Source organism: Centipeda sp. (in: firmicutes) (assembly GCF_057271695.1).
In genome coordinates this window covers 1-21645 of sequence record NZ_DBHIVL010000036.1, presented here as the reverse complement: position 1 = coordinate 21645, position 21645 = coordinate 1, and the positions used below count along the sequence as shown (strand labels likewise).

At 57.3% G+C, this 21645-nt stretch carries 36 protein-coding genes and 1 riboswitch; of the genes, 32 read left to right on the top strand and 4 right to left on the bottom strand.

Features of this window, described 5'->3' with window-relative positions; all coding sequences use genetic code 11:
* Positions 1-118 precede the first annotated feature (118 nt).
* From rpsS to rplQ, 25 genes are all read left to right on the top strand, one after another.
* The gene (gene rpsS, locus ACO6BQ_RS07220; RefSeq protein WP_006307562.1) at positions 119-400 is read left to right on the top strand and encodes a 30S ribosomal protein S19; all 282 of its coding nucleotides are present in this window, start codon (positions 119-121) and stop codon (positions 398-400) included.
* Positions 401-418: 18 nt separating this feature from the next.
* Complete coding sequence (rplV, locus tag ACO6BQ_RS07215) at positions 419-757, top strand: 50S ribosomal protein L22 (protein ID WP_006307561.1); 339 nt, start codon at positions 419-421, stop codon at positions 755-757.
* 15 nt (positions 758-772) lie between these two features.
* Entirely contained in the window at positions 773-1444 is a 672-nt protein-coding gene (rpsC, locus tag ACO6BQ_RS07210; protein WP_006692914.1) for a 30S ribosomal protein S3, read from the top strand.
* Positions 1444-1881: a 50S ribosomal protein L16 gene (gene rplP, locus ACO6BQ_RS07205; protein ID WP_009349623.1), complete on the top strand. Its 438-nt coding sequence runs from the start codon at positions 1444-1446 to the stop codon at positions 1879-1881. The genes rpsC and rplP overlap by 1 nt, the downstream gene beginning before the upstream one ends.
* A complete protein-coding gene (rpmC, locus tag ACO6BQ_RS07200; RefSeq protein WP_006307553.1) occupies positions 1871-2062 on the top strand; it encodes a 50S ribosomal protein L29 in 192 nt (63 codons plus the stop codon). The genes rplP and rpmC overlap by 11 nt, the downstream gene beginning before the upstream one ends.
* A 53-nt stretch (positions 2063-2115) precedes the next feature.
* Positions 2116-2373: a 30S ribosomal protein S17 gene (gene rpsQ, locus ACO6BQ_RS07195; RefSeq protein ID WP_315436763.1), complete on the top strand. Its 258-nt coding sequence runs from the start codon at positions 2116-2118 to the stop codon at positions 2371-2373.
* A 15-nt stretch (positions 2374-2388) separates the two neighbouring features.
* Positions 2389-2757 (top strand): 50S ribosomal protein L14, encoded by a 369-nt coding sequence (gene rplN, locus ACO6BQ_RS07190; protein ID WP_489120201.1) that lies wholly within the window; start codon positions 2389-2391, stop codon positions 2755-2757.
* Between the two features lie 15 nt (positions 2758-2772).
* The gene (gene rplX / locus ACO6BQ_RS07185) at positions 2773-3099 is read left to right on the top strand and encodes a 50S ribosomal protein L24 (RefSeq protein WP_489120200.1); all 327 of its coding nucleotides are present in this window, start codon (positions 2773-2775) and stop codon (positions 3097-3099) included.
* Between the two features lie 28 nt (positions 3100-3127).
* Positions 3128-3667: a 50S ribosomal protein L5 gene (rplE, locus tag ACO6BQ_RS07180; protein ID WP_006307549.1), complete on the top strand. Its 540-nt coding sequence runs from the start codon at positions 3128-3130 to the stop codon at positions 3665-3667.
* A 19-nt stretch (positions 3668-3686) separates the two neighbouring features.
* Positions 3687-3872: a type Z 30S ribosomal protein S14 gene (locus tag ACO6BQ_RS07175; RefSeq protein ID WP_006307548.1), complete on the top strand. Its 186-nt coding sequence runs from the start codon at positions 3687-3689 to the stop codon at positions 3870-3872.
* 27 nt (positions 3873-3899) lie between these two features.
* Complete coding sequence (rpsH, locus tag ACO6BQ_RS07170; protein WP_006307547.1) at positions 3900-4298, top strand: 30S ribosomal protein S8; 399 nt, start codon at positions 3900-3902, stop codon at positions 4296-4298.
* A gap of 22 nt (positions 4299-4320) precedes the next feature.
* A complete protein-coding gene (gene rplF, locus ACO6BQ_RS07165; protein ID WP_489120199.1) occupies positions 4321-4872 on the top strand; it encodes a 50S ribosomal protein L6 in 552 nt (183 codons plus the stop codon).
* Between the two features lie 21 nt (positions 4873-4893).
* Positions 4894-5253: a 50S ribosomal protein L18 gene (gene rplR / locus ACO6BQ_RS07160; protein WP_006692909.1), complete on the top strand. Its 360-nt coding sequence runs from the start codon at positions 4894-4896 to the stop codon at positions 5251-5253.
* Positions 5254-5265: 12 nt separating this feature from the next.
* On the top strand, positions 5266-5775 hold the full coding sequence (rpsE, locus tag ACO6BQ_RS07155; protein ID WP_066846724.1) for a 30S ribosomal protein S5: 510 nt from the start codon (positions 5266-5268) through the stop codon (positions 5773-5775).
* Between the two features lie 15 nt (positions 5776-5790).
* Positions 5791-5976, top strand: coding sequence for a 50S ribosomal protein L30 (gene rpmD / locus ACO6BQ_RS07150; RefSeq protein ID WP_006692907.1), 186 nt, complete (start codon positions 5791-5793; stop codon positions 5974-5976).
* A gap of 19 nt (positions 5977-5995) precedes the next feature.
* The gene (gene rplO, locus ACO6BQ_RS07145; protein WP_489120198.1) at positions 5996-6439 is read left to right on the top strand and encodes a 50S ribosomal protein L15; all 444 of its coding nucleotides are present in this window, start codon (positions 5996-5998) and stop codon (positions 6437-6439) included.
* A gap of 1 nt (position 6440) precedes the next feature.
* Positions 6441-7697: a preprotein translocase subunit SecY gene (gene secY, locus ACO6BQ_RS07140; protein ID WP_489120197.1), complete on the top strand. Its 1257-nt coding sequence runs from the start codon at positions 6441-6443 to the stop codon at positions 7695-7697.
* Between the two features lie 17 nt (positions 7698-7714).
* Positions 7715-8359, top strand: a complete 645-nt coding sequence (locus ACO6BQ_RS07135; RefSeq protein WP_489120196.1) for an adenylate kinase — start codon at positions 7715-7717, stop codon at positions 8357-8359.
* Between the two features lie 18 nt (positions 8360-8377).
* A complete protein-coding gene (gene infA, locus ACO6BQ_RS07130) occupies positions 8378-8596 on the top strand; it encodes a translation initiation factor IF-1 (RefSeq protein WP_006307539.1) in 219 nt (72 codons plus the stop codon).
* 95 nt (positions 8597-8691) lie between these two features.
* Positions 8692-8805, top strand: a complete 114-nt coding sequence (gene rpmJ / locus ACO6BQ_RS07125; RefSeq protein WP_006307538.1) for a 50S ribosomal protein L36 — start codon at positions 8692-8694, stop codon at positions 8803-8805.
* Positions 8806-8819: 14 nt separating this feature from the next.
* Entirely contained in the window at positions 8820-9188 is a 369-nt protein-coding gene (rpsM, locus tag ACO6BQ_RS07120) for a 30S ribosomal protein S13 (RefSeq protein WP_006307537.1), read from the top strand.
* A gap of 15 nt (positions 9189-9203) precedes the next feature.
* On the top strand, positions 9204-9596 hold the full coding sequence (gene rpsK, locus ACO6BQ_RS07115; protein WP_006307536.1) for a 30S ribosomal protein S11: 393 nt from the start codon (positions 9204-9206) through the stop codon (positions 9594-9596).
* Positions 9597-9616: 20 nt separating this feature from the next.
* Complete coding sequence (rpsD, locus tag ACO6BQ_RS07110; protein ID WP_006692902.1) at positions 9617-10210, top strand: 30S ribosomal protein S4; 594 nt, start codon at positions 9617-9619, stop codon at positions 10208-10210.
* A 50-nt stretch (positions 10211-10260) separates the two neighbouring features.
* A complete protein-coding gene (locus ACO6BQ_RS07105) occupies positions 10261-11220 on the top strand; it encodes a DNA-directed RNA polymerase subunit alpha (RefSeq protein WP_489120195.1) in 960 nt (319 codons plus the stop codon).
* A gap of 19 nt (positions 11221-11239) precedes the next feature.
* Complete coding sequence (rplQ, locus tag ACO6BQ_RS07100; RefSeq protein ID WP_489120194.1) at positions 11240-11572, top strand: 50S ribosomal protein L17; 333 nt, start codon at positions 11240-11242, stop codon at positions 11570-11572.
* Positions 11573-11624: 52 nt separating this feature from the next.
* Here the strand turns inward: rplQ and ACO6BQ_RS07095 are convergent, their stop codons facing one another.
* Positions 11625-13385, bottom strand: coding sequence for an Rqc2 family fibronectin-binding protein (locus ACO6BQ_RS07095; RefSeq protein WP_489120193.1), 1761 nt, complete (start codon positions 13383-13385; stop codon positions 11625-11627).
* Between the two features lie 141 nt (positions 13386-13526).
* Here ACO6BQ_RS07095 and dapF point away from each other — a divergent pair, with 141 nt between their 5' ends.
* From dapF to metK, 7 genes are all read left to right on the top strand, one after another.
* Positions 13527-14366: a diaminopimelate epimerase gene (dapF, locus tag ACO6BQ_RS07090; protein WP_489120192.1), complete on the top strand. Its 840-nt coding sequence runs from the start codon at positions 13527-13529 to the stop codon at positions 14364-14366.
* Positions 14363-15244: a YicC/YloC family endoribonuclease gene (locus ACO6BQ_RS07085; RefSeq protein ID WP_489120191.1), complete on the top strand. Its 882-nt coding sequence runs from the start codon at positions 14363-14365 to the stop codon at positions 15242-15244. Before dapF ends, ACO6BQ_RS07085 begins: the two co-directional genes overlap by 4 nt.
* 3 nt (positions 15245-15247) lie before the next feature.
* Complete coding sequence (locus ACO6BQ_RS07080; protein WP_489120190.1) at positions 15248-15496, top strand: DUF370 domain-containing protein; 249 nt, start codon at positions 15248-15250, stop codon at positions 15494-15496.
* The gene (gene gmk, locus ACO6BQ_RS07075; RefSeq protein ID WP_489120189.1) at positions 15493-16086 is read left to right on the top strand and encodes a guanylate kinase; all 594 of its coding nucleotides are present in this window, start codon (positions 15493-15495) and stop codon (positions 16084-16086) included. The genes ACO6BQ_RS07080 and gmk overlap by 4 nt, the downstream gene beginning before the upstream one ends.
* Before the next feature lie 213 nt (positions 16087-16299).
* Positions 16300-16530 (top strand): DNA-directed RNA polymerase subunit omega, encoded by a 231-nt coding sequence (gene rpoZ / locus ACO6BQ_RS07070; protein ID WP_066846758.1) that lies wholly within the window; start codon positions 16300-16302, stop codon positions 16528-16530.
* A 1-nt stretch (position 16531) separates the two neighbouring features.
* The gene (gene coaBC, locus ACO6BQ_RS07065) at positions 16532-17731 is read left to right on the top strand and encodes a bifunctional phosphopantothenoylcysteine decarboxylase/phosphopantothenate--cysteine ligase CoaBC (protein WP_489120188.1); all 1200 of its coding nucleotides are present in this window, start codon (positions 16532-16534) and stop codon (positions 17729-17731) included.
* A 53-nt stretch (positions 17732-17784) separates the two neighbouring features.
* A riboswitch (SAM riboswitch) is annotated at positions 17785-17890 on the top strand.
* 95 nt (positions 17891-17985) lie between these two features.
* Positions 17986-19170 carry a methionine adenosyltransferase gene (gene metK / locus ACO6BQ_RS07060; protein ID WP_489120187.1) on the top strand — a complete coding sequence of 395 codons (1185 nt, stop codon included), beginning with the start codon at positions 17986-17988 and terminating at the stop codon, positions 19168-19170.
* A gap of 77 nt (positions 19171-19247) precedes the next feature.
* Here metK and ACO6BQ_RS07055 read toward each other — a convergent pair whose 3' ends face one another.
* The 3 genes from ACO6BQ_RS07055 to ACO6BQ_RS07045 form a co-directional block, all read right to left on the bottom strand.
* Complete coding sequence (locus ACO6BQ_RS07055; protein WP_489120186.1) at positions 19248-20384, bottom strand: acyltransferase; 1137 nt, start codon at positions 20382-20384, stop codon at positions 19248-19250.
* Positions 20371-21087 carry an SIMPL domain-containing protein gene (locus tag ACO6BQ_RS07050; RefSeq protein WP_489120185.1) on the bottom strand — a complete coding sequence of 239 codons (717 nt, stop codon included), beginning with the start codon at positions 21085-21087 and terminating at the stop codon, positions 20371-20373. Before ACO6BQ_RS07050 ends, ACO6BQ_RS07055 begins: the two co-directional genes overlap by 14 nt.
* Before the next feature lie 83 nt (positions 21088-21170).
* Positions 21171-21446 carry a hypothetical protein gene (locus tag ACO6BQ_RS07045; protein WP_009441238.1) on the bottom strand — a complete coding sequence of 92 codons (276 nt, stop codon included), beginning with the start codon at positions 21444-21446 and terminating at the stop codon, positions 21171-21173.
* Positions 21447-21645: the final 199 nt, after the last annotated feature.

The window sequence follows — 21645 nt, the reverse complement described above, 5'->3', positions numbered from 1 at the left end:
CGGGCAAAAAAGATGCGTCAAGATGGCGCGGCTGAATTTATCAGTGCTTCCTTAACACCGCAACTTGCAGATAGAACCTCGTCGGATTGATTACAGTCCGGCGAAAGGAGGAAAAACTTTGTCAAGATCGATTAAGAAAGGGCCTTTCGTCGCAGAGAGCCTGATGAAGAAGATCGATGCGCTCAACGAAAAGAACGAGAAGAAGGTTGTGCGCACATGGTCGCGCAGCTCGACGATCTTCCCGGATTTCGTCGGCCACACGATCGCTGTCCATGACGGACGCAAGCATGTCCCCGTCTACGTCACGGAGGATATGGTCGGACATAAGCTCGGCGAGTTTGCGCCGACGCGTACATTCAAGGGTCATGCGGGCGAAGAGCGCAAGACCTCGCTGCGCTGATAGAGAGGAGGACGATTCGTGGCACAGGAAGTAAAGGCTACGGCCAAATACATCCGTATCGCACCGCGCAAGGTTCGCATTGTGATGAACCTTGTGCGCGGCAAGAGCGTTGCTGACGCTCTCGCGATCCTGAAGTTCACGCCGAAGGTCGGCGCGGACGCCGTGGAGAAGGTGCTCCGCTCTGCTGTTGCAAATGCGGAGAACAACTTCGACATGGATGTGGATCGACTGTTCATTTCCTCAGCTTTCGTTGACCAGGGCCCGACCTTGAAGCGCATTCATCCGCGTTCGCGTGGACAGGCGTTCAAGATTTTGAAGCACACGTCCCACATCACGGTTGCCGTAAACGAAAAGTAATAGGAGGGAAACAGTTTGGGTCAGAAAGTAAATCCCCATGGCATTCGCCTTGGCATCGTCAAGGACTGGGATGCCCGCTGGTATGCAGACAAGGATTTCGCGCAGAATCTGCATGAGGACATCAAGATTCGCGATTACCTCAAGAAGAGCCTCCAGACCGCAGGTGTTCCCCGCGTGGAGACGGAGCGCAGCAAGAACCGTCTGAAGCTCACGATCCATACGGCAAAGCCGGGTATGGTCATCGGACGCGGGGGTTCTGGCATTGAGCAGATCAAAGAGGGGCTCAAGAACCTCACCGAGAAGCGCGTTGACATCAATATTGCAGAGATCAAGCAGCCGGATCTCGACGCGACGCTTGTCGCCGAGAACATTGCGGCACAGCTTGAGCGCCGCATTGCCTTCCGCCGCGCAATGAAGCAGGCGGTCGGCCGTACGATGCGTCTCGGCGCGAAGGGCATCAAGATCGCCGTCAGCGGTCGTCTCGGCGGTGCGGAGATCGCACGCCGCGAGTCCTATCGCGAGGGCAGCATCCCCCTGCACACACTCCGTGCAGACATCGACTACGGAACCGCTGAGGCTCATACGACGTATGGCCGTATCGGCATCAAGGTCTGGATCTTTAAGGGCGAGGTTCTCCCCGACAAGAAGCAGGCACCGAAGAACAATAAGGAAAGGAGCGAGGCGTAATGTTACTCCCAAAGCGTGTTAAGTACCGCAAGCAGTTCCGCGGACGCATGAAGGGCAAGGCACAGCGCGGCAACACAGTCAGCCACGGCCAGTATGGTCTCGTCGCTCTGGAGCCGGCATGGATCACGAATCGCCAGATTGAGGCTGCGCGTATCGCGATGACGCGTTACATCAAGCGCGGCGGCAAGGTCTGGATCAAGATTTTCCCGGACAAGCCGGTTACGGCGAAGCCGGCAGAGACCCGCATGGGTTCCGGTAAGGGCTCGCCCGAGTACTGGGTAGCTGTTGTAAAGCCGGGCCGCGTCCTCTTCGAGATGGACGGCGTGGCACGCGACGTTGCGGCAGAGGCAATGCGCCTTGCCGGTCACAAGCTCCCGATCAAGACGAAGTTCGTCGTACGCGAAGAATTAGAGGGCGGTGAAGTGAATGAAGGTTGATGAGATCCGCGGTCTGAGTGCCGACGAGCTCACGGAAAAACTCGCGTCGCTCAAGGAAGAGCTCTTTGGCCTCCGTTTTCAGCACGCCACCGGACAGCTCGATAACCCGATGCGTATCAAGGACGTAAAGAAGACGATTGCCCGCATCAAGACCATTCAGCGCGAGCAGGCAAACGCCTAAATCTAAATTACGGACATTTGTACAGATACGCAGAAGGAAGGAGGCTCACATAGATGAGCGATAGAAACGTACGCAAAGTGAGAATCGGCAAGGTCGTGTCCGACAAGATGGACAAGACCGTTGTCGTTGCTGTCGAGGAGCTCGAGCAGCACAAGATGTATAAGAAGCCGGTTAAGAAGACGGTGAAGTTCCACGCGCATGACGAGAAGAACGACGCGCACGTCGGCGACCGTGTCTCCATCATGGAGACGCGCCCGCTCTCCAAGACGAAGCGTTGGCGCGTGGTCGAGATCGTCGAGCGCGCGAAGTAAGGAGGAACAGAATCAATGATACAGCAGGAAACAATCCTGAATGTCGGCGATAACACAGGAGCGAAGGAAATCCTCTGCATTCGTGTACTGGGCGGCTCGTACCGCAAGTATGCCAACATCGGCGACATCATCGTCGCCTCCGTCAAGGCGGTAGCGCCGGGCGGCACGGTGAAGAAGGGCGACGTCGTCAAGGCGGTTGTCGTCCGCAGCGTCAAGGGACTGCGTCGTCCGGACGGTTCCTACATCCGCTTCGACGAGAATGCGGCCGTCATCATCAAGGACGACCACACGCCGCGCGGAACGCGTATTTTCGGACCTGTCGCACGCGAGCTGCGCGAGAAGGACTTCATGAAGATCGTCTCGCTCGCGCCCGAAGTTCTTTAAGGAGGAGGTGTTATTTTGTCGCTGGCAAAACTGAACGTCAAGAAGGGCGATACGGTCGTCGTTCTTTCCGGTAAGGATAAGGGTAAGCAGGGCAAGGTCATCGAGGCTCAGCCGAAGAAGGGCAAGGTCATCGTTGAGGGCGTGAACAAGGTGAAGCGTCACACGAAGCCGAGCCAGAGCGCACCGCAGGGCGGTGTCATCACGAAGGAGGCACCGCTGTTCGCATCGAAGGTGCAGCTCGTCTGCCCCGCGTGCGGCAAGGCAACGCGCGTTGCGCACCGCATCATCGGTGAGCGTAAGGTGCGCGCCTGCAAGAAGTGCGGCGAGCCCATCGAGCAGTAATCTTTAGCGGAAAGGAGGAATACGCAAAGTGGAAAGACTCAAGGAAAAGTATCAGAAGGAAGTTGCACCGGCTCTGACGGAGAAGTTCGGCTATAAGAACGTCATGCAGCTCCCGAAGGTGGAGAAGGTCATCATCAACATGGGCGTCGGCGAGGCTGTCGGCAACCCGAAGGCACTCGATGCCGCTGTGACGGATCTCACCGCCATCGCAGGTCAGAAGCCCCAGCTCACGCGTGCGAAGAAGTCGCTCGCTGCGTGGAAGCTCCGCGAGGGCATGCCGATCGGCTGCAAGGTCACGCTGCGCGGCACGCGTATGTACCAGTTCCTCGACAAGTTCATGAATGTCGCACTTCCGCGCGTCCGCGATTTCCGCGGGGTCAGCGAGAAGGCTTTCGACGGCCGCGGCAACTATGCCGTTGGTCTGCGTGAGCAGCTCATCTTCCCCGAGATTGACTACGACAAGATCGACAAGATTCGCGGCATGAACATCGTCATCGTTACGAGCGCGCATACGGACGAAGAGGCAAAAGAGCTCCTCCGTCTCATGGGTATGCCGTTCCGCGCGTAACGGGCTAGGAGGAACAACTGTGGCAAAGAAGGCAATGATTGAGAAGTGGAGCAAAGAGCCCAAGTTCTCGACACGCAAGTACAACCGCTGCAAGATCTGCGGACGTCCGCACGGCTACATCCGCAAATTCGATATGTGCCGTATCTGCTTCCGTGAGCAGAGTTACAAGGGCGCCATCCCTGGTGTAACGAAGGCAAGCTGGTAACAAAAAGTCAAAGGAGGATATCGATTCATGGCAATGACTGATCCTATTGCAGATATGCTGACCCGCATCCGCAACGCGAACTCGGTCTACCACGAGAGCGTGGCGATCCCCGGGTCGAAGGTCAAGACGGCAATCGCCGAGGTCTTGAAAAAGGAAGGCTTCATCAAGGACTACTCCTTCCAGGAGGACGGCAAGCAGGGCGTTCTCACCGTCACGCTGAAGTATGGAGCCAAGCGTGAGCACGTTATCTCCGGCCTGAAGCGCGTTTCCAAGCCCGGACTTCGTCAGTATGCAAAGCACGATGCGCTCCCGCGTGTCTACGGCGGCCTTGGCATCTCCGTGATCTCCACCTCAAAGGGGATCATGAGCGACAAGGATGCTCGTAAGGCGGGGCTCGGCGGCGAAGTTCTCGCATTCGTATGGTAATGCACAGGCAGGAGGTGTAACAATGTCAAGAATTGGAAGAGCACCGATTCACATTCCGTCTGGCGTTACCGTCACGGTCGGTGCGGATAATCTCGTGAAAGTGAAGGGCCCGAAGGGCGAGCTTTCGCGCGAGATCCATCCGGATATGAAAATAACCGTCGAGGAAGGTGTCGTAACCGTCACCCGTCCTTCGGACGATAAAATGCACAGGTCGCTCCACGGCCTTTCCCGCACGCTCATCAACAACATGGTGGTCGGCGTGTCGGAGGGCTTCACGAAGACCCTTGAGATCAGCGGCGTCGGCTACCGTGCGGCAAAGCAGGGCAAGAACCTCAATCTCTCGCTCGGCTTCTCGCATCCCGTTGTCGTTGTGCCGCCCGAGGGCATCACGTTTGAGTGCCCCTCTGCTACGGTCATCACGATCTCCGGCATTAACAAGGAAGACGTCGGCCAGGTAGCAGCAGAGATCCGCGCACATCGTGAGCCGGAGCCGTACAAGGGCAAGGGCATCAAGTACGCCGGAGAGCATGTCCGCCGCAAGGAAGGCAAAGCCGGCGCGAAGGGCAAGAAATAAGAAGGAGAGGAGTGACACACTGTGCTTATCAAGCAGGATAAGAATAAGGCGCGCCAGAAGCGCCATCTGCGCGTGCGCAATCACATTGCAGGCACTGCGGCACGTCCGCGCCTCAATGTATTCCGCAGCCTCAAGAACATCTACGCACAGATCATCGACGATGAAAAGGGCGTGACGCTCGTCTCCGCGAGCTCCAAGGACAAGGACTTCTCCCAGTACGGCGGCAACGTCGAGGCAGCAAAGGCAATCGGCGCTGCTGTTGCGAAGAAAGCCCTCGAAAAGGGCATCACCGAGGTCGTCTTTGACCGCGGCGGCTACATCTATCATGGCCGCGTCGCTGCTCTCGCTGAGGCGGCACGCGAAGCAGGCCTGAAATTCTAAAGGAGGGAAAGCATGGCTAGACATAACAACGAAAACGAGACGCCGGAGTTCGAAGAGCGTGTCGTATTCATCAACCGCGTATCGAAGGTTGTCAAGGGCGGCCGACGCTCCTCCTTCAGCGCACTTGTTGTCGTTGGCAACAAGAAGGGCAAGGTCGGTTTCGGTCTCGGCAAGGCCGCTGAGGTGCCCGAGGCAATCCGCAAGGGTGTCGAGGACGCAAAGAAGAGCCTGATCGAGGTTCCGCTGCGCGACGAGCGCACGATCCCGCATGAGATCACGGGCATCTTCGGTGCCGGCCGCGTGCTTCTGAAGCCCGCTGCCAAAGGTACCGGTGTCATTGCCGGCGGCCCTGCGCGTGCGGTGCTCGAGCTCGCGGGCGTGCGTGACATCCTCACGAAGTCGCTCGGCACGTCCAACCCGAACAACATGGTTCGCGCGACGATGGAAGGTCTCATCGGCCTCAAGAACCCCGCCGATGTGGCAGCACTGCGCGGCAAGACCGTGCGCGAGATTTTTGGCTGATAAGGAGGAACGAACATGGCAAAAGTCAGAGTAACGCTGACACGCAGCTTGATCGGTCGTCCTGAGACGCAGCGCAAGACTGTGAAATCGCTCGGACTGCGTAAGCGCAACTCCGTTACCGAGCTTCCCGACACGCCCGCCGTGCGTGGGCAGCTTCACAAGGTCTCCCACCTCATCACGGTGGAAGAGATTGCAGACTGAAGAGGGGAGGCAAACATCTATGAAACTGCATGAATTACAGCCGGCTGAGGGCTCGCGTGTCACGCGTAAGCGCGTTGGCCGCGGCATCGGCTCCGGCATGGGCAAGACCTCGACGCGTGGCATGAAGGGACAGAAGTCTCGTGCCGGCGGCGGTGTCCGCAGCGGCTTTGAGGGCGGTCAGATGCCTCTCTACCGTCGTCTCCCGAAGCGTGGCTTCAAGAACATCTGGGCAAAGACCTTTGCCGAGGTGAACGTTGGCAGCCTGAACTGCTTCGAGGATGGCGCAACGGTTGATCGCGTTGCACTCATTGAGGCGGGCATCCTCAAGAACGTTCGTGACGGTATCCGCATCCTCGGCGACGGCGAGCTTACGGCGAAGAACCTCACCGTTCGCGCACAGGGCTTTACGCAGGGGGCGGCAGAGAAAATCGCAGCGGCAGGCGGCAAAGTCGAGGTGATCTAAGGTGCTCCAAGCCCTTGGAAACATCTTCCAGATCCCGGAACTGCGGCAGAAGATCGTATTCACCCTCATCATGTTCGCCGTGTTCCGCATGGGGACGCACATCCCCGTGCCCGGCGTCGATCCGACGGCGATCGAGCAGCTCTTTGCGCAGGGAACCCTGTTCGGACTGCTCGATCTCTTCTCGGGTGGTGCGTTCAGTAAATTCTCCGTCTTTGCGATGAGCATTACGCCCTACATCAACGCAGCCATCATTATGCAGCTGCTCAACGTCGTTGTACCGACGCTTGAGCAGTGGTCAAAGGAAGGCGCGGAGGGGCACAAGAAGACAACGAAGGTCACGCGGTATCTTACGGTGGGACTCGCATTCTTTCAGGCGATCGGTATGTCCATCGGTCTCAAAAGTGCGATTCTCAACCCAAGTCCCGTGAACATCCTCATCATTGCTATTACGCTCACAGCGGGGACAGTGTTCCTGATGTGGCTGGGCGAACAGATCACGGCAAACGGTGTCGGCAATGGAATCTCTCTGATTATCTTTGCCGGTATCGTTGCGGCACTGCCGAAGAACATCGGCACGATCTATGCCTATGTCAAGGCGGGCACGATCAGCTACTTCAGCGTGTTCGCATTTGCTGTCATCGCGCTTGCGATGATCGTCTTTGTCATCCACATCGAAACGGGCTTTCGCCGCGTGCCGATTACATACGCAAAACGTCTCGTGGGCGGCCGCGTGGGGAGTGGACACTCGAGCCACATTCCGTTCAAGGTGAACCAGGCGGGCGTTATCCCGATCATCTTTGCCTCGTCGGTGCTCATGTTCCCGATTACGGTTGCACAGTTCATCGACATTCCGTGGGTCAAGACAGCGGCGGCATACCTCGAGTGGGGCAAACCACTCCAGACTACGCTGTACGTCCTGATGATTATCTTCTTCACCTACTTCTATACGTCGGTGACAGTGAAGATTCCGGATATGGCAGACAATCTCAAGAAATACGGCGGATTCGTGCCGGGGCTTCGTCCCGGACAGGCGACGGCGGATTATCTTGACTATGTACTCACGCGCATCACGCTCGCGGGGGCATTCTTCCTCGCATTCATCGCGGTGCTGCCAAACATGGTGGCAGGTGCGACGAACATTCAGGGCGTGTACTTCGGCGGCACGGCTCTTCTCATCGTTGTGGGCGTTGCCCTCCAGACGATGAAGCAGATCGAGTCGATGGTCGTCATGCGCCACTACGAAGGCTTTATGAAATAACGTAAGGAGATTGAGCAATGCACATCATTTTGATGGGGCCCCCGGGTGCCGGCAAGGGCACGCAGGCGGCAAACCTCGTAAAGCGATACGGTATCCTGCATATCTCCACGGGCGATATGTTTCGTGAAGCCGTGAAAGAGGGCACTCCGCTCGGCAAAGAGGCAAAGTCCTACATGGACGCGGGCAACCTTGTCCCCGATGAGGTGACAATCGGCATTGTGCGCGAGCGTCTCAGCAAGCCGGACTGCCAGAAGGGATTTATCCTCGATGGTTTTCCGCGCACGGTCGAGCAGGCGGATGCACTCACGGAGATTCTTGCCGATAACGGCATCAAGCTCACGGGCGTTCTCAACATCAACGTCCCGGCTGCCGATCTCATCGAGCGTGCCGTTGGCCGCCGGATCTGCAAGAGCTGCGGACATTCCTTCCATGTGAAGTTCAACCCGACGAAGGTTGAAAATGTCTGCGATGACTGCGGCGGCACGACCTATCAGCGTGCCGACGACAGCGAAGAGACCATGAAGAGCCGTCTTTCCGTCTATGAATCCTCCACGCGCCCACTCATCGACTACTACACGAAGGCGGGCGTCTACAAGGAGATCGACGGCAGACAGGACATCGCAAAGGTCGAGGCGGATCTCGCCGCCGTCCTTGAGGCGTAAAAGGAGCGAAAGGGAAGTATGTCAAAACAGGATGTCATCGAGGTAGAGGGAAGAGTCGTCGAGAAGCTTCCCAATGCGATGTTCCAGGTCGAACTTGAGAACGGACACGTCGTCCTAGCTCATGTTTCCGGAAAGATACGCATGAACTTCATCCGTATTCTGCCGGGCGACAAGGTAACCATCGAACTCACCCCGTACGATCTGACTCGTGGACGTATTACATATCGCTTCAAATAGTCCTGAAAAAACCTAGCAGGATCGAACGATCTGTGCTAGAATAGAAAAGATCGACTTGAACCTTGAATGTAAGGAGACGGAAGGAGGCAAGCGCAGTGAAGGTAAGACCGTCTGTCAAGAAAATCTGCGAGAAATGCAAGATCATCAAGCGCAAGGGCCGTGTCATGGTCATTTGCGAGAACCCCAAGCATAAACAAAGACAAGGATAAAAGGAGGTGCACTTATGGCACGTATTGCCGGTGTAGATTTGCCCCGTGATAAGAGAATTGAGATTTCCCTGACGTACATCTACGGGATTGGCCTGACGACCGCGAAGAAGCTGCTCGCGATCGCGAACGTGAACCCCGATACCCGTACGCGCGACCTCACGGAGGATGAAGTCGTCAGGCTTCGTGATGCCATCGACAAGAACGCCGTGGTGGAGGGCGACCTTCGCCGCGAAATTCAGATGAACATCAAGCGTCTCGTTGATATCGGCTGCTACCGTGGCCGCCGCCACCGTCTCGGCCTGCCTGTCCGCGGACAGAACACGAAGAACAATGCGCGCACGCGCAAGGGCCCGAAGAAGGCCGTCGCAGGCAAGAAAAAGTAAAGGAGGCTCGTAGAGGTGGCTGTTAAGAAAACAACACGTTCCAAGAAAAAAGTTCGCAAGAACATAGAGTCGGGCGTTGCACATATCAGCTCGACATTCAACAACACGATCGTCACGCTCACCGATAAGAGCGGCAATGCCCTCTCGTGGGCGAGTGCCGGCGGTCTCGGCTTCCGTGGCTCCCGCAAGAGCACGCCGTTCGCAGCACAGATGGCTGCAGAGACGGCTGCAAAGGCTGCGATGGAGCATGGTCTGAAGTCCGTCGAAGTCTATGTCAAGGGCCCGGGTGCAGGCCGTGAGGCGGCAATTCGCTCGCTGCAGGCTACCGGTCTTGAAGTCAACATGATCAAAGACGTGACCCCCATCCCGCACAACGGATGCCGTCCGCCGAAGCGTCGCCGCGTCTAACAGGAGGTGCATGAAACAACATGGCAATAGATAGAGTACCAGTCCTCAAGCGCTGCCGCGCCCTCGGTCTCGAGCCCGCCACCCTTGGCCGCTCGCGCCAGTCTACGCGCCAGCTGCGCCGCACGAACCGCAAGGTCTCCGAGTACGGACTCCAGCTCAAGGAAAAGCAGAAGGCAAAGTTCATCTACGGTGTCCTCGAGCGTCAGTTCCGCGGCTACTATGACAAGGCGAAGAAGATGTCGGGCGTCACGGGTGAGAACCTGCTGAGCCTCCTCGAGCGTCGTCTCGACAACGTCGTCTTCCGCCTCGGGCTTGCCAACACGCGCCGTCAGGCACGTCAGCTCGTCCGTCACGGCCATTTCACCGTGAACGGCAAGCGCGTTGACATCCCCTCTGCACTCGTTCGTGAGGGCGACGTGATCGAGGTTGCCGAGAAGAGCCGCGCGAGCGCGTTCTTCAAGGAGCTCAAGGAGAGCAGCAATGCCCTTTCCGCTCCCGCATGGCTGACCGCCGATCAGGCAAATCTGACGGGCACGGTCACGCGTTTCCCCCATCGTGAGGAAATCGACGTACCGGTCAACGAACAGGCCATCGTCGAACTCTACTCCAAATAATGAATGTGAATGTGTCTGCATTACGCGTTTATTATGGAGGAGGCACATAGATGACAGATATCGAGAAACCGAAAATCGAGATCGCAGAGATCAGCGAGGACGGACGCTACGGGCGTTTCGTCTGCGAGCCGCTCGAACCGGGCTACGGTACGACGTTCGGCAACAGTCTGCGGCGTATGCTGCTCTCCTCACTGGATGGAGCGGCGGTTACCTCCATCCAAATCGACGGCGTGCTGCATGAATTCTCCACGATTCCCGGCGTACGGGATGATGTGACGAGCATCGTGCTCGCGCTCAAGCAGCTCTGCATTCGTATGCAGGGGAGTGAGCCGCATACCATCCGCATCGAGGCGGTAGGGGAACGCGAAGTCACCGCCGCTGATATCGAATGCGGCAGCGACATCGAGATCCTGAATCCGGAACTTCACATCGCAACGCTGAACGCGACGGGCAAGCTCAAGATCGAGATGACCGTCGAGCGCGGACGCGGCTATGTACCGGCGGACAAGAACAAGAAGGCGGAGGACTCCATCGGCGTCATCCCCATCGACTCCATCTTCTCCCCCGTGCAGCGCGTCAACTACACAGTGGAGGATACGCGTGTCGGCAACGTCACCGACTACGACCGCCTCATCCTCGACGTGTGGACGAACGGCTCCATCCGTCCGGAGGAAGCCGTGAGCAAGGCGGCTGCGATTCTCGTCATGCACCTGCGCCTGTTCCAGAACATGGATGGCACAGTCATCGAGGAAGAGGAGGAAGTCCCGAACTTCCCGCCCGAGGAGGTCGACGACAGCGCGAAGGTGCTGGAGATGACCATCGACGATCTGGATCTTTCCGTCCGTTCCTTCAACTGCCTCAAGCGCGCCGGCATCAACACCGTTGCCGATCTCGCGCAGAAGACCGAGGACGACATGATGAAGGTGCGCAATCTCGGACGCAAGTCTCTGGATGAAGTGAAGAAAAAACTTGAGGAGCTTGGACTCTCCTTGAGACAGGAAAACGAATAACGATAGGAGTGGGAAACACATGAGAAAGCTCGGACGCAATTCCGCGGCCCGCAAGGCTCTCCTCAGGAGCATCCTCACATCCTTCTTCAAGTATGGACGTATTGAGACGACCGAGGCAAAGGCAAAGGAGCTCCGCTCTCTCGCCGACAGTCTCATCACGCTCGCCAAGCGCGGCGATCTCAGTGCGCGCCGTCAGGCTATCGCAGCTCTGGCAGAAGAGGATGTCGTGCGCAAGCTCTTCGGCGAAATCGCAGAGAAATACACGGATCGCAAGAGCGGCTATACCCGCATCTTGAAGCTCGGCCTCCGTCGCGGCGACGCCGCCCCGATGGCAATCATTGAGCTCGTGTAAGTGGCATCGTGAAAAACTCCCGGAACGAAAGTTTCGGGAGTTTTTTGTTGCGTTATGTGCTTGCCGTCGAATCCTGTGCGAGAATCGGCGCAAGTTCCTCCTCATCCTCGGTGACAAAGAGTGTTTTCTCGTTGATGAACCGGACGAATCCAGGGACGGCGCCTGAAGGTTTCTTGACGAAGCGGACAGCGGTGTAGTCGACGGGAATGTTCGAGGAGCCGCGTGCCTTACTGAAATGTGCGGCAATCTGCGCGGCAAGATGAAGTGTCTGCTCCGTCGGTGCGTCTCCGTTTGTCCGCAGAATGACGTGAGAGCCGGGGATGTCGCGGACGTGCAGCCAGATGTCCGTGGGGGCGGCGGTCTTAAATGTGAGTGTGTCGTTCTGGACATTGTTCTTGCCGACAAGAATAATGCTGCCATCGGGGGCGGTAAAGGAGAACGGATGTGCACGGCGGTCTTTGCTGCGCTTTGGCAGCTTTTCGTGGAGGTAACCCGAGGTAATCAGCTCGTCCTGTATCTCCGCAATCTCGGCAAGACGCGTGGAGGAGTCAAGGGATGCCTCGATGCTCTCAAGGTGGCGGATGTTCGCGATGCAGTGCTCCTGTTGGACAGCGAGCAGCTGTTGGGCACGCTTCAGTTTGTCGTATTTCTTGTAGTACGCCTGCATGTTCGAGATAATGCCGATGCGGCGATCGAGTGGAATCGTAATCGTTTCGCCTGTCTCGCTGTAGATGTTCGGGACGGTGATTTCATCGTCGGCGTGGTCACTGTACTGATACTGATAGGTCATCAGGTTGTCGGCATAGATTTTCTGCTCCTCGGCATTCTCAGCCGCTGCAATCTCTGTGCCGAGCTTGTCATATTTCTCGCGTGCGCGCGCGAGCTCGGTGCGTACGAGACGACGAAAGCGTTCGCGGTCGGGGATGACATAGCTGCCGAGGCGTTTGTCCGCGTCAATCATCAGTGCGCTGAGCGTGGGGTAGGAGATGCGTTGTGTATTGGGAAGTTCGCTGAGTGGAAATGCCGCCATCGCCGTAACTTTGCCGTTCTCGTCCAGACGCAGGGAGGGAACAGGCTCTTTCATCCATGTTCGCAGCTCACTGAGTGCGTGGGAAATCTCGGCAAAGTCCGCAGTGTCCAGTTCCGAGACGCAGATGTTCGGTGCAAGCCCCGCGAGAAAGCAGATCTCCTTTGCTGAGATGGGTCCAAAGCCGAGGACAGAGCCAATAAGGGCTTGAAAGAGTTTTGCCTCGCTGTCCGACTGTATGCGTGTGATGATGTCTGTGATATCTGCCGCAAAGAGATCATATTTGTCCTGTACGGGCGGGAGGGTGTAGGGAATGCCCTTGAAGACGGTGCGCACGCGGCTTGTATTCTCGCCGATGCGTCGAAGTGCCTCGGTGATGATGCCGTCCTCGTGGAGGATGATGTTGCTGTATTTGCCGATGAGTTCAAGGGTCAGCGTACGCGTTGTGATGCGCCCGCCGCCCGCGATTACGTCGATGTCGAGGTGAATGATGCGGTCGCGTCCCTCCTGCCGTACGGCGGCAATGCGTCCCGTTTCGAGCTGTTTCCTGAGGAGCATGACGAAGGTTGGCGGCTCGGCGGGATTCTCGGGCGCGCTCTCGATGAGATGCGCGGATGGGTTGCTTGCGTTCGTATTGATGTAGAGCAGACGGTTCTGTCCGGGCTGGCGCACGGAGAGGACGATGGACTGCTTATTCGGCTGATTGATTTTGTCGATACGCCCGCCTGTGAGTGTGTCTGCGAGTTCGCTGATGAGGGCGGACATGGAGAAGCCGTCAAGGCTCATGGTATTACCTCTTTATATTCTAAACGTATTCTTTTATATTCTACAGAAAATTATACACGTCAATCATACAATAGGCAAGCGCTGCGCCTTGCACACAAGGGCGTTTCATAGTACAATAACACGCAATAAGGCGGTGAATCGATGGAGTTTACAAAATGGCAGGGCTGCGGCAACGATTTTGTGGTCGTGGATTTTCTGGATAAAGAGCCGATTGACTTTGCGGCACTCGCGGTAAAGATGTGTGATCGGCATTTCGGCATCGGTGCGGATGGTCTGATGGTGGTCTGCCCCTCGGAGACGGCGGATGTGCGGATGCGTGAGTTCAATCCCGACGGGTCGGAGCCGGAGATGTGCGGGAACGGCATTCGCTGTTTCGCGCGGTATCTCTATGACTACGGGCGTATGAAAACGCAGCAGTTCACAATCGAGACGCTGGCGGGGACGATGGTGCCGCGTATTATTACGCAAGGTGGCACAGTGACGGCAATCGAGGTGGATATGGGCGTGCCTGTGCTCGAAGGGGAGAAAATCCCCGTAGCGGGCTTCGGTGCGGAACGTGTTATCGCGCAGCCGCTCATGGTGGACGGTACGGAGTACAAGATGACCTGTGTCTCGATGGGCAATCCCCATTGTGTGATCTTTGTGGACGATGCAGGGAGCTTCCCTCTTTCGGAACTGGGCGCGCAGTTCGAGAACCATCCCGCATTTCCGCGCAAGATCAATACGGAGTTCGTCGAGGTGAAGAGCCGTACACATGCGCGTATGCGCGTCTGGGAGCGCGGCGCGGGCATCACACTCGCCTGCGGTACGGGGACGTGCGCGACTCTCGTGGCGGGCGTGCTGAACGGTGTGCTTGACCGTGCAGCGGATATCGAGGTCGACGGCGGAATCATTCATGTGGAGTGGCGTGCGGACGGGCATATTCTTATGACGGGACCCGCTGAGCCGGTATTCACGGGCGTATGGCAGGGGAAACTATGAGTACATTGCGCAGGAGCATGACGGGCTATGGCGCGGGTACGGCGGAGACGCCGGACTACCGTGTCACAGTTGAGATCAAGGCGGTCAATCAGCGGTTTCTTGAGATTGCGCCGCATATGCCGCGTGCATTCGGTGCGTGGGAGAATGATCTGCGCGATCTCATTCGCACGCGTGTTGCCCGCGGCAAGCTCGATGTCTATGTAAATTTCGAGGATCGCAGTGAAAAGCAGTACGATGTCCATGTCAACGAGGGACTGGCGCGTGCGTACTATGCGGCACTCGGAAAGGTCGCCCGCGCAGTGGATGCACCGCTAAACGATGGCGTGCGGATGACGGCGGAGTATGATGGGGTGGTCTCGGTGTGTGAGCAGGCGGATATCACGGGCGCACGCACGGTGTTTCTGGATGCAGCGGCGCAGGCACTCACGGTACTCGATGCGATGCGGCTTACCGAGGGGGCACACATCGCACGCGATTTTGAGAAGCGGCTTGTACGGCTTGAGGAGCAGCGTGCACAGGTGAAGGAGATCGCACCGCAGATCGTGGCGGACTACCGTGCGCATCTCGCGGATGTTCTGGCGGAGTTCAAGGAAGTCACGCACGATGAAACACGCATTGTGCAGGAGGCGGCACTGTATGCTGACCGTGTGAACATCACGGAGGAGCTTGTGCGGCTTGCAAGTCATTTCGCTCAGTTCCGTGCGATCCTTGCCGAGGAGGAGCCGGTCGGGCGGCGGCTCGATTTTCTCCTGCAGGAGATCAATCGTGAGACGAATACGATTGGCTCGAAGGCGAACAATGCCGCCGCGCAGCAGATTGTTGTCGCGATGAAGAACGAGGTCGAGAAGCTGCGTGAGCAGGTACAGAATTTGGAGTGACGCATGGAGACTGTGAGTATCGGGTTCGGTGATATCGTCCTCGCGGGGCGCATGGTCGCCATCGTTGCACCGAACTCCATGTCGGTGAAGCGCATGGTGCAGGACGCACGGGACGCGGGGCGGCTCATCGATGCGACGTACAAGCGGCGGACGCGTGCCGTCATCATACTGGACAGCGGTCACGTTGTGCTCTCGGCACTCCAGCCGGAGACGATTGCGGGGCGCATGACAACGAAGGAGGCGGCAGAGTGAAAAAAGGACTTCTCATTGTAATTTCGGGTGCATCGGGCACGGGAAAAGGGACGGTCTGCAAGGAGCTGCTCGCGCGTGAGACAGACATTGCCTACTCCGTCTCCGCGACTTCGCGTGCCCCGCGTGAGGGGGAGCAGGACGGGCGTGAGTATTATTTCCGCACGCGCGAGGAGTTTGAGCAGATGATCGCAGCGGGGGCTTTTCTCGAGTATGCGGATGTGTACGGCAACTACTACGGCACGCCGCTTGCGCCAATTGAGGAGCGCCGTGCGGCAGGGGAGGACATCCTGCTCGAGATCGACACGCAGGGTGCACTGAACGTGATGGAGCGGTGCCCCGACGGGACGTTCATCTTTCTCCTGCCGCCGTCGCTTGAGGAACTGCGCCGTCGCATTACGGGGCGCGGGACGGAGTCGGAGGAGAGCCTTGCGCGTCGCCTTGCAGCGGCACGCGATGAGATTCGGCTCGGAAAGCGTTACCGCTATGCCGTGCTCAATGATACGGTGGAGGCGGCGACGGATCGGATTCAGACGATTCTCGCGGCGGAGCGTCTGCGTGCGGATATGGATCTTGCACAGTTTGAAATTTGAAGCCTTACGATGCACGCTCCACGCGAACGCTTAGTTACGCAAGTGATCGCGTGCTTATTCGCCTAAATACCTGCGGATTCCAAACGCGCTTCGCTTGAACGAATAAAATCCGCAGGGGGCGAAACGCACGCTTTCCTCACTTGCTCCACTAGGGTTCGCTTAGGAGCATTGCACCGTATCCTACGGTATGTAGAAAGTTATAGAGGTACAGCAATGAAGACGAATGTGGAAATCGGCATGGTCAACCCCTCGACGGACGAGCTGCTGACGAAGGTGGACAGCCGCTACGGCATGGTTGTGCTCGCGGCGAAGCGTGCGCGTCAGCTGCTTGAGGGCGATCCCGTGAAGTCCGAGCGCGCGCGTTCGACGAAGAATGTCACGAATGCGTTTGAGGAAATCGCCGAGGGCAAGATCAGCTATGACCTCTGCAAAGAGAGTGTCTGACGTGGCCGTACTCGCAGGACGGCGCATCGTCCTCGGTGTGACGGGCGGCATCGCCGCCTATAAGGCGGTGGAGATTGCGAGCCGTCTGAAAAAGGCGGGGGCGGATGTGCGCGTCATCATGACGCGGGCGGCGACTTCCTTTGTCACGCCGCTCACGTTCCGTGAAATTACGGGCGCGCCTGTCGCTAAGACGATGTGGGGCGAGCCGCATTATCACGTCGAACACATTGCACTCGCGGAGTTTGCGGAGCTTGTACTTGTTGCACCCGCCACGGCGAATTTCATCGCAAAGGTAGCGGCGGGCATCGCGGACGATATGCTGACGACGACGGTGCTCGCGACGCGTGCGCCGCTCTATGTTGCGCCCGCGATGAACACGGGGATGTGGGAGAACTCCGTCACGCAGGAGAATGTGCATCGTCTTACGGAACGTGGCGCGACTATCATTCCGCCCGCTGTGGGACAGCTTGCCTGTGGTACAACGGGAGCGGGGCGACTGCCTGCGCCGGAGGAGATCGTTCGCATTGTCGAGGAGCATTTTGCGCGTGTGCAGAGCCTTGCGGGGCGGCGCATTCTCGTAACGGCGGCGGGGACGGAGGAGCCGCTGGATCCCGTGCGTTTCCTCGGCAACCGTTCGACGGGGCGCATGGGCTTCGAGGTTGCCGCCGAGGCGGCGCGGCGCGGCGCGGAGGTTGTGCTGGTCGCGGGGCCGACACCGCTCGCAACACCTGTGGGCGTGCGGCGCGTCGATGTGCGGAGCGCGCGCGATATGTACGCAGCAGTACTCGCGGAATATGACGCTGTGGATGCGGTCATTAAGGCGGCGGCGGTCGCGGACTACCGTCCCGCAGAGATCGCAGCGCATAAGATCAAGAAGTCGGACGGCGAGCTGACGCTGACGCTCACGCGCAACCCCGATATCCTCTATGAACTGGGGCAAAAGAAGCAGCATCAGATCCTCATCGGCTTTGCGGCGGAGACGCAGAACGTCGCGGAATATGCACGCGGGAAACTCGCAAAGAAGAACCTCGACTTTATTGTCGCGAACAATGTCGCGGAGAAGGATGCGGGCTTCGGTGTACCGACGAATCATGTGCAGATCTTCTATGCGGATGGACGCGCCGAGGATCATCCACTGATGGCGAAGGCAGAACTTGCGGGCGTGATTCTAGACAGGTTGGAGGAAGTCCTGCGAAAATAGTCCTTGACAACGCGCCGTGCATTCGTTACAATGCAACGTATAGAAGAGAATATACCTCATCCAGAGCAGTGGAGGGAATGGCCCGATGAAGCTGCGGCAACCATGGCGCATGAGCCAACGGTGCCAATTCCTTTAGGCAGAGCGCCTATGAGATGAGAGCGGCGATAAAAAGTCTCCCTTGTCTTAACGGGGAGGCTTTTCTTGATGAGGTTTTCTTTGCTCAAGTATCTTTTACGAACTAAGGGAGGTTCCAAATGAAAAAAATGCTCTTTACGTCCGAGTCCGTCACCGAGGGGCATCCTGACAAACTTGCTGACCAGATTTCGGACAGCATTCTGGATGCGATCCTTGCACAGGATCCGATGGGACGCGTTGCGTGCGAGACACTCGTCACGACGGGACAGGCGCACGTTGTCGGTGAGATTTCGACGACGTGCTACGCGGATATTCCGAAGATCATCCGCCAGACCGTGCGTGAGGTCGGCTATACGAATGCCAGCTACGGCTTTGATGCGGACACCTGCGGCATCCTCGTCTCGCTCGACGAGCAGTCGCCGGACATCGCGCAGGGCGTCAATCAGGCAATCGAGTCCCGCGAGGGCGATATGGATGCGGCTGAGGCGATCGGTGCGGGCGATCAGGGCATGATGTTCGGCTACGCGACGAACGAAACGCCCGAGTATATGCCGCTTACGACCGTACTTGCGCATAAGCTTGCACGCCGTCTGACGGATGTGCGCAAGAACGGCACGCTCAAATATCTGCGTCCCGACGGCAAGACACAGGTTACGGTTGCTTATGAGGACGGAAAGCCCGTCTATGTCGATACCATTGTCATCTCGACGCAGCACGACGAGGCGGTTGATCTTGCGACGATCCGCAAGGATATGATTGAAAAGGTCATCAAGGAGATCGTTCCCGCAGAGCTTCTGCGTGCAGAGACGAAGTATTTTGTCAATCCGACGGGCAAGTTTGTCATTGGCGGCCCGCACGGCGACTCCGGGCTCACGGGGCGCAAGATCATCGTCGATACCTATGGCGGCTGGGCGCGTCACGGCGGCGGCGCGTTCTCGGGCAAGGATCCCACGAAGGTTGACCGCAGTGCGGCGTATGCAGCACGCTATGTTGCAAAGAACATTGTCGCGGCGGGGCTTGCGGATCGCGTCGAAATCCAGCTTGCGTATGCCATCGGCGTTGCGCATCCCGTCTCCATCATGGTCGACACGTTCGGCACGGGCAAGATCGACGAGGAGAAGATCGTCGCACTCGTACAGAAGACGTTTGACCTGCGTCCTGCGGGCATCATCAAGATGCTTGACCTGCGCCGTCCCATCTACCGCCAGACAGCGGCATACGGGCATTTCGGACGGACGGATATTGACCTGCCGTGGGAGAAGACGGACAAGGCAGAACTGCTAAAGAAGGAAGCCAGTCTGTAAATTACATAGATACATAAAGATAAAGGCTGTTACACGAGGTTTTTCAACTTCGTGTAACAGCCTTTTGTGCTGTCAATTTACTTTTTCGGTTTCAAACCAATCGTCAATTCATTCACTATCGGCGGGCGCTCTCCGAATTTCCGCACAACGATTGCTCCTGTGAGCGTCAGCAGCAGCGTCGCCGCATACATCGCAAGTGCAAGCGGCGCAGTGAGTACATAGCCTTGCCCATGAATCGCCATCAGCAGATAGGTAATCGCAACGGGATGTGCAAGATAGATAAAATATGAGTGTTTTCCGAGGAGTTGGAACGCATGCCCGAGGGCATTCTCGGTCCCCAGTCGCGTGAAGAACGCAAAGAGTGCGAGCGTTGCGCCGATCGTGTAGAAAATGCCGAGCGGTGAGAGTTGATGCGCCGTGTAGATGCCCTCCAGCGGCGTGTAGCCGTCCACGAGGATGAGCTTGTAGTACCACGCGAGGAGTGCGCCGAGACTGACGATGCCGAGCGCATAGAGGCACTTTGTATTGCGCTCCATCCATACGCGGAACGCATTGAAATGGAGCGCGACATACCCACCGAGCAGGAAGATAAAGACGTAGTGCATCACCCAGTAGTTCAGGCGGTAGAAGAGCAGTGCACGCAGCAGCGTCCCTTCGGGAAGCCCGTAGACATAGAGGTTGAATGCCGTGCTGAAACTCGACCAATAGTCGAATGCAATTTGCAGGACGAGAATCCCCGCAAGCAGCGGCAGGGTCATACGCGCAAGCAGGACGCGCCAAAGTGGCATCAGCAGGTAGAACCAGATCAGGATCACCATGAAGTAGAGCTGGTACTTCGCATTTCCAAAGAAGAGAATCCCCGGCAGTGCCGTGAGTGGCGGGAAGCCAACCCCGTAGGCGTATGCGTCATGAATCAGGTAGAAGAGTGACCATACGAGGTAGGGGATCATGACCGCACGCCCACGTCGCACGAGGAAATCCCGATAGGAAAACGGTGCGGTCGGTGACTGTCCGTACAGCAGTCCGAACGCAGAGATAAAGAAAAAAATCGGTACGGCAAAGCGCGTACCGATGTCAAAAAGCGCCACAAGATGAATGTTGGGCGACGGATTCGCGAGGTACTCCGCGCCGATGTGGATGCCGATTACGCCCATCATCGAGATGCCGCGAATCGCCTCGACCGCGGAGACCCGCGCCCGTTTACTCGATGACATAGGCGATATTCACCGATGCTTCAAAAGAGAGCTCACCTGCCGAGATCGGCGTCGCGGCATCGTACGCCTCCTTTGCCATCATCATTGGCATATAGTTGCGCGGCGTGTGGGACTGCGTATCTGCATAGACATTCAGAATGCGGACAATGCGTACCCCCAGCGCGCGTGCCACGGCATCTGCCTTGCTGCGTGCATCACGCGCGGCATCGGCAAGCGCGGCGTTCTTCGCGGCATTCGGGTCGCTCGCAGAGAATTCGAGGGAATCCACGCGATTCGCGCCGTTTGCGAGTGCCGTATCAATCACCTTGCCCACATTCGTGAGATTCCGTACCTTGACGACGACTGCATTCGTTACCGTATAGCCCGTCGTGACGCTGCGGCCGTTGTCCTTCACATCGTAGATCGGCGAGAAATCATAGCGCGTGGTCTGGATGTCGCGTTCTGCAATGCCGAGGGACTTTAGCGCATTCTGCACACGCGTCGCCTGTGCGGCATTGTCTGCGTGCGCCTTCGCCGCGTCCCTTGCCTCCGTTACGACCCCGAGTGTGACCTCTGCCATATCCGGTGCGATCTGAGCAGAGCCGACCCCGCTCATCGTCAGCGTCGAGACGGCCTCCTCGGCGGATGCTGTTCCCGTCGGAATCACCAGTGCGAGCGCAAGCACTGCCGCACTCAGGAATGTACCAAATGAAAAATGTTTCATGGAACCCCTCCGTTCTTTAGAGCAGAACACCTACAACTGTGTCCATTATAGCATAATCCCGCAGAAGTTCAATGAAATGGGCATTAACCGAGTTCAGCGTACAGCTGCTCGTTGTACTTCTTGGCCGCCATGTATGCCCAGATCGCACAGATCGGCCATGTAAGGAACACACCGAATCCGAGTGTGAAGATCCCGATTACAATGTTGACGAGAAACATGATGAGTGCGCCTTTGAGTGTCGCATAGCACATGCCGAGCGGACCAAAGAAGAATCCGAGACCAGCGGCAAGCCCGACATTCTTCGTTGATTTTACAATAATCATCTGCGGCTTCTGCGGTGAGTTCTGTTCCTGTTCCATAATGCTATCTCCCTTTCTCCTATAACACAAAATGATAACAATTACCTGCAAGAGTATAATTGAAAAATCTGTGCTTGCAAATAGGAGAGTAGTCCTGTTTCTGAAAAGACCGGATTGCGATTCTATGACGGATTTGTTACAATGATCTAAGGAATCGCTGATAAAATGAAGTCCGTCAGATTGGCGTAGATTTTTTCGT

Excerpts from the sequence above, each read along its gene's own strand:
- rplO (WP_489120198.1), top strand. The coding sequence starts at position 5,996 with ATGAAACTGCATGAATTACAGCCGGCTGAGGGCTCGCGTGTCACGCGT.
- rplP (WP_009349623.1), top strand. The coding sequence starts at position 1,444 with ATGTTACTCCCAAAGCGTGTTAAGTACCGCAAGCAGTTCCGCGGACGC.
- ACO6BQ_RS07045 (WP_009441238.1), bottom strand. The coding sequence starts at position 21,446 with ATGGAACAGGAACAGAACTCACCGCAGAAGCCGCAGATGATTATTGTA.
- rplN (WP_489120201.1), top strand. The coding sequence starts at position 2,389 with ATGATACAGCAGGAAACAATCCTGAATGTCGGCGATAACACAGGAGCG.
- rplQ (WP_489120194.1), top strand. The coding sequence starts at position 11,240 with ATGAGAAAGCTCGGACGCAATTCCGCGGCCCGCAAGGCTCTCCTCAGG.
- ACO6BQ_RS07135 (WP_489120196.1), top strand. The coding sequence starts at position 7,715 with ATGCACATCATTTTGATGGGGCCCCCGGGTGCCGGCAAGGGCACGCAG.
- rpsH (WP_006307547.1), top strand. The coding sequence starts at position 3,900 with ATGGCAATGACTGATCCTATTGCAGATATGCTGACCCGCATCCGCAAC.
- rpoZ (WP_066846758.1), top strand. The coding sequence starts at position 16,300 with ATGAAGACGAATGTGGAAATCGGCATGGTCAACCCCTCGACGGACGAG.
- ACO6BQ_RS07095 (WP_489120193.1), bottom strand. The coding sequence starts at position 13,385 with ATGAGCCTTGACGGCTTCTCCATGTCCGCCCTCATCAGCGAACTCGCA.
- rpsD (WP_006692902.1), top strand. The coding sequence starts at position 9,617 with ATGGCAATAGATAGAGTACCAGTCCTCAAGCGCTGCCGCGCCCTCGGT.
- ACO6BQ_RS07085 (WP_489120191.1), top strand. The coding sequence starts at position 14,363 with ATGAGTACATTGCGCAGGAGCATGACGGGCTATGGCGCGGGTACGGCG.
- rplF (WP_489120199.1), top strand. The coding sequence starts at position 4,321 with ATGTCAAGAATTGGAAGAGCACCGATTCACATTCCGTCTGGCGTTACC.
- rpsQ (WP_315436763.1), top strand. The coding sequence starts at position 2,116 with ATGAGCGATAGAAACGTACGCAAAGTGAGAATCGGCAAGGTCGTGTCC.
- ACO6BQ_RS07050 (WP_489120185.1), bottom strand. The coding sequence starts at position 21,087 with ATGAAACATTTTTCATTTGGTACATTCCTGAGTGCGGCAGTGCTTGCG.
- rpmD (WP_006692907.1), top strand. The coding sequence starts at position 5,791 with ATGGCAAAAGTCAGAGTAACGCTGACACGCAGCTTGATCGGTCGTCCT.
- infA (WP_006307539.1), top strand. The coding sequence starts at position 8,378 with ATGTCAAAACAGGATGTCATCGAGGTAGAGGGAAGAGTCGTCGAGAAG.
- rpsE (WP_066846724.1), top strand. The coding sequence starts at position 5,266 with ATGGCTAGACATAACAACGAAAACGAGACGCCGGAGTTCGAAGAGCGT.
- dapF (WP_489120192.1), top strand. The coding sequence starts at position 13,527 with ATGGAGTTTACAAAATGGCAGGGCTGCGGCAACGATTTTGTGGTCGTG.
- ACO6BQ_RS07080 (WP_489120190.1), top strand. The coding sequence starts at position 15,248 with ATGGAGACTGTGAGTATCGGGTTCGGTGATATCGTCCTCGCGGGGCGC.
- rpsM (WP_006307537.1), top strand. The coding sequence starts at position 8,820 with ATGGCACGTATTGCCGGTGTAGATTTGCCCCGTGATAAGAGAATTGAG.
- ACO6BQ_RS07105 (WP_489120195.1), top strand. The coding sequence starts at position 10,261 with ATGACAGATATCGAGAAACCGAAAATCGAGATCGCAGAGATCAGCGAG.
- ACO6BQ_RS07055 (WP_489120186.1), bottom strand. The coding sequence starts at position 20,384 with ATGTCATCGAGTAAACGGGCGCGGGTCTCCGCGGTCGAGGCGATTCGC.
- metK (WP_489120187.1), top strand. The coding sequence starts at position 17,986 with ATGAAAAAAATGCTCTTTACGTCCGAGTCCGTCACCGAGGGGCATCCT.
- rpmC (WP_006307553.1), top strand. The coding sequence starts at position 1,871 with ATGAAGGTTGATGAGATCCGCGGTCTGAGTGCCGACGAGCTCACGGAA.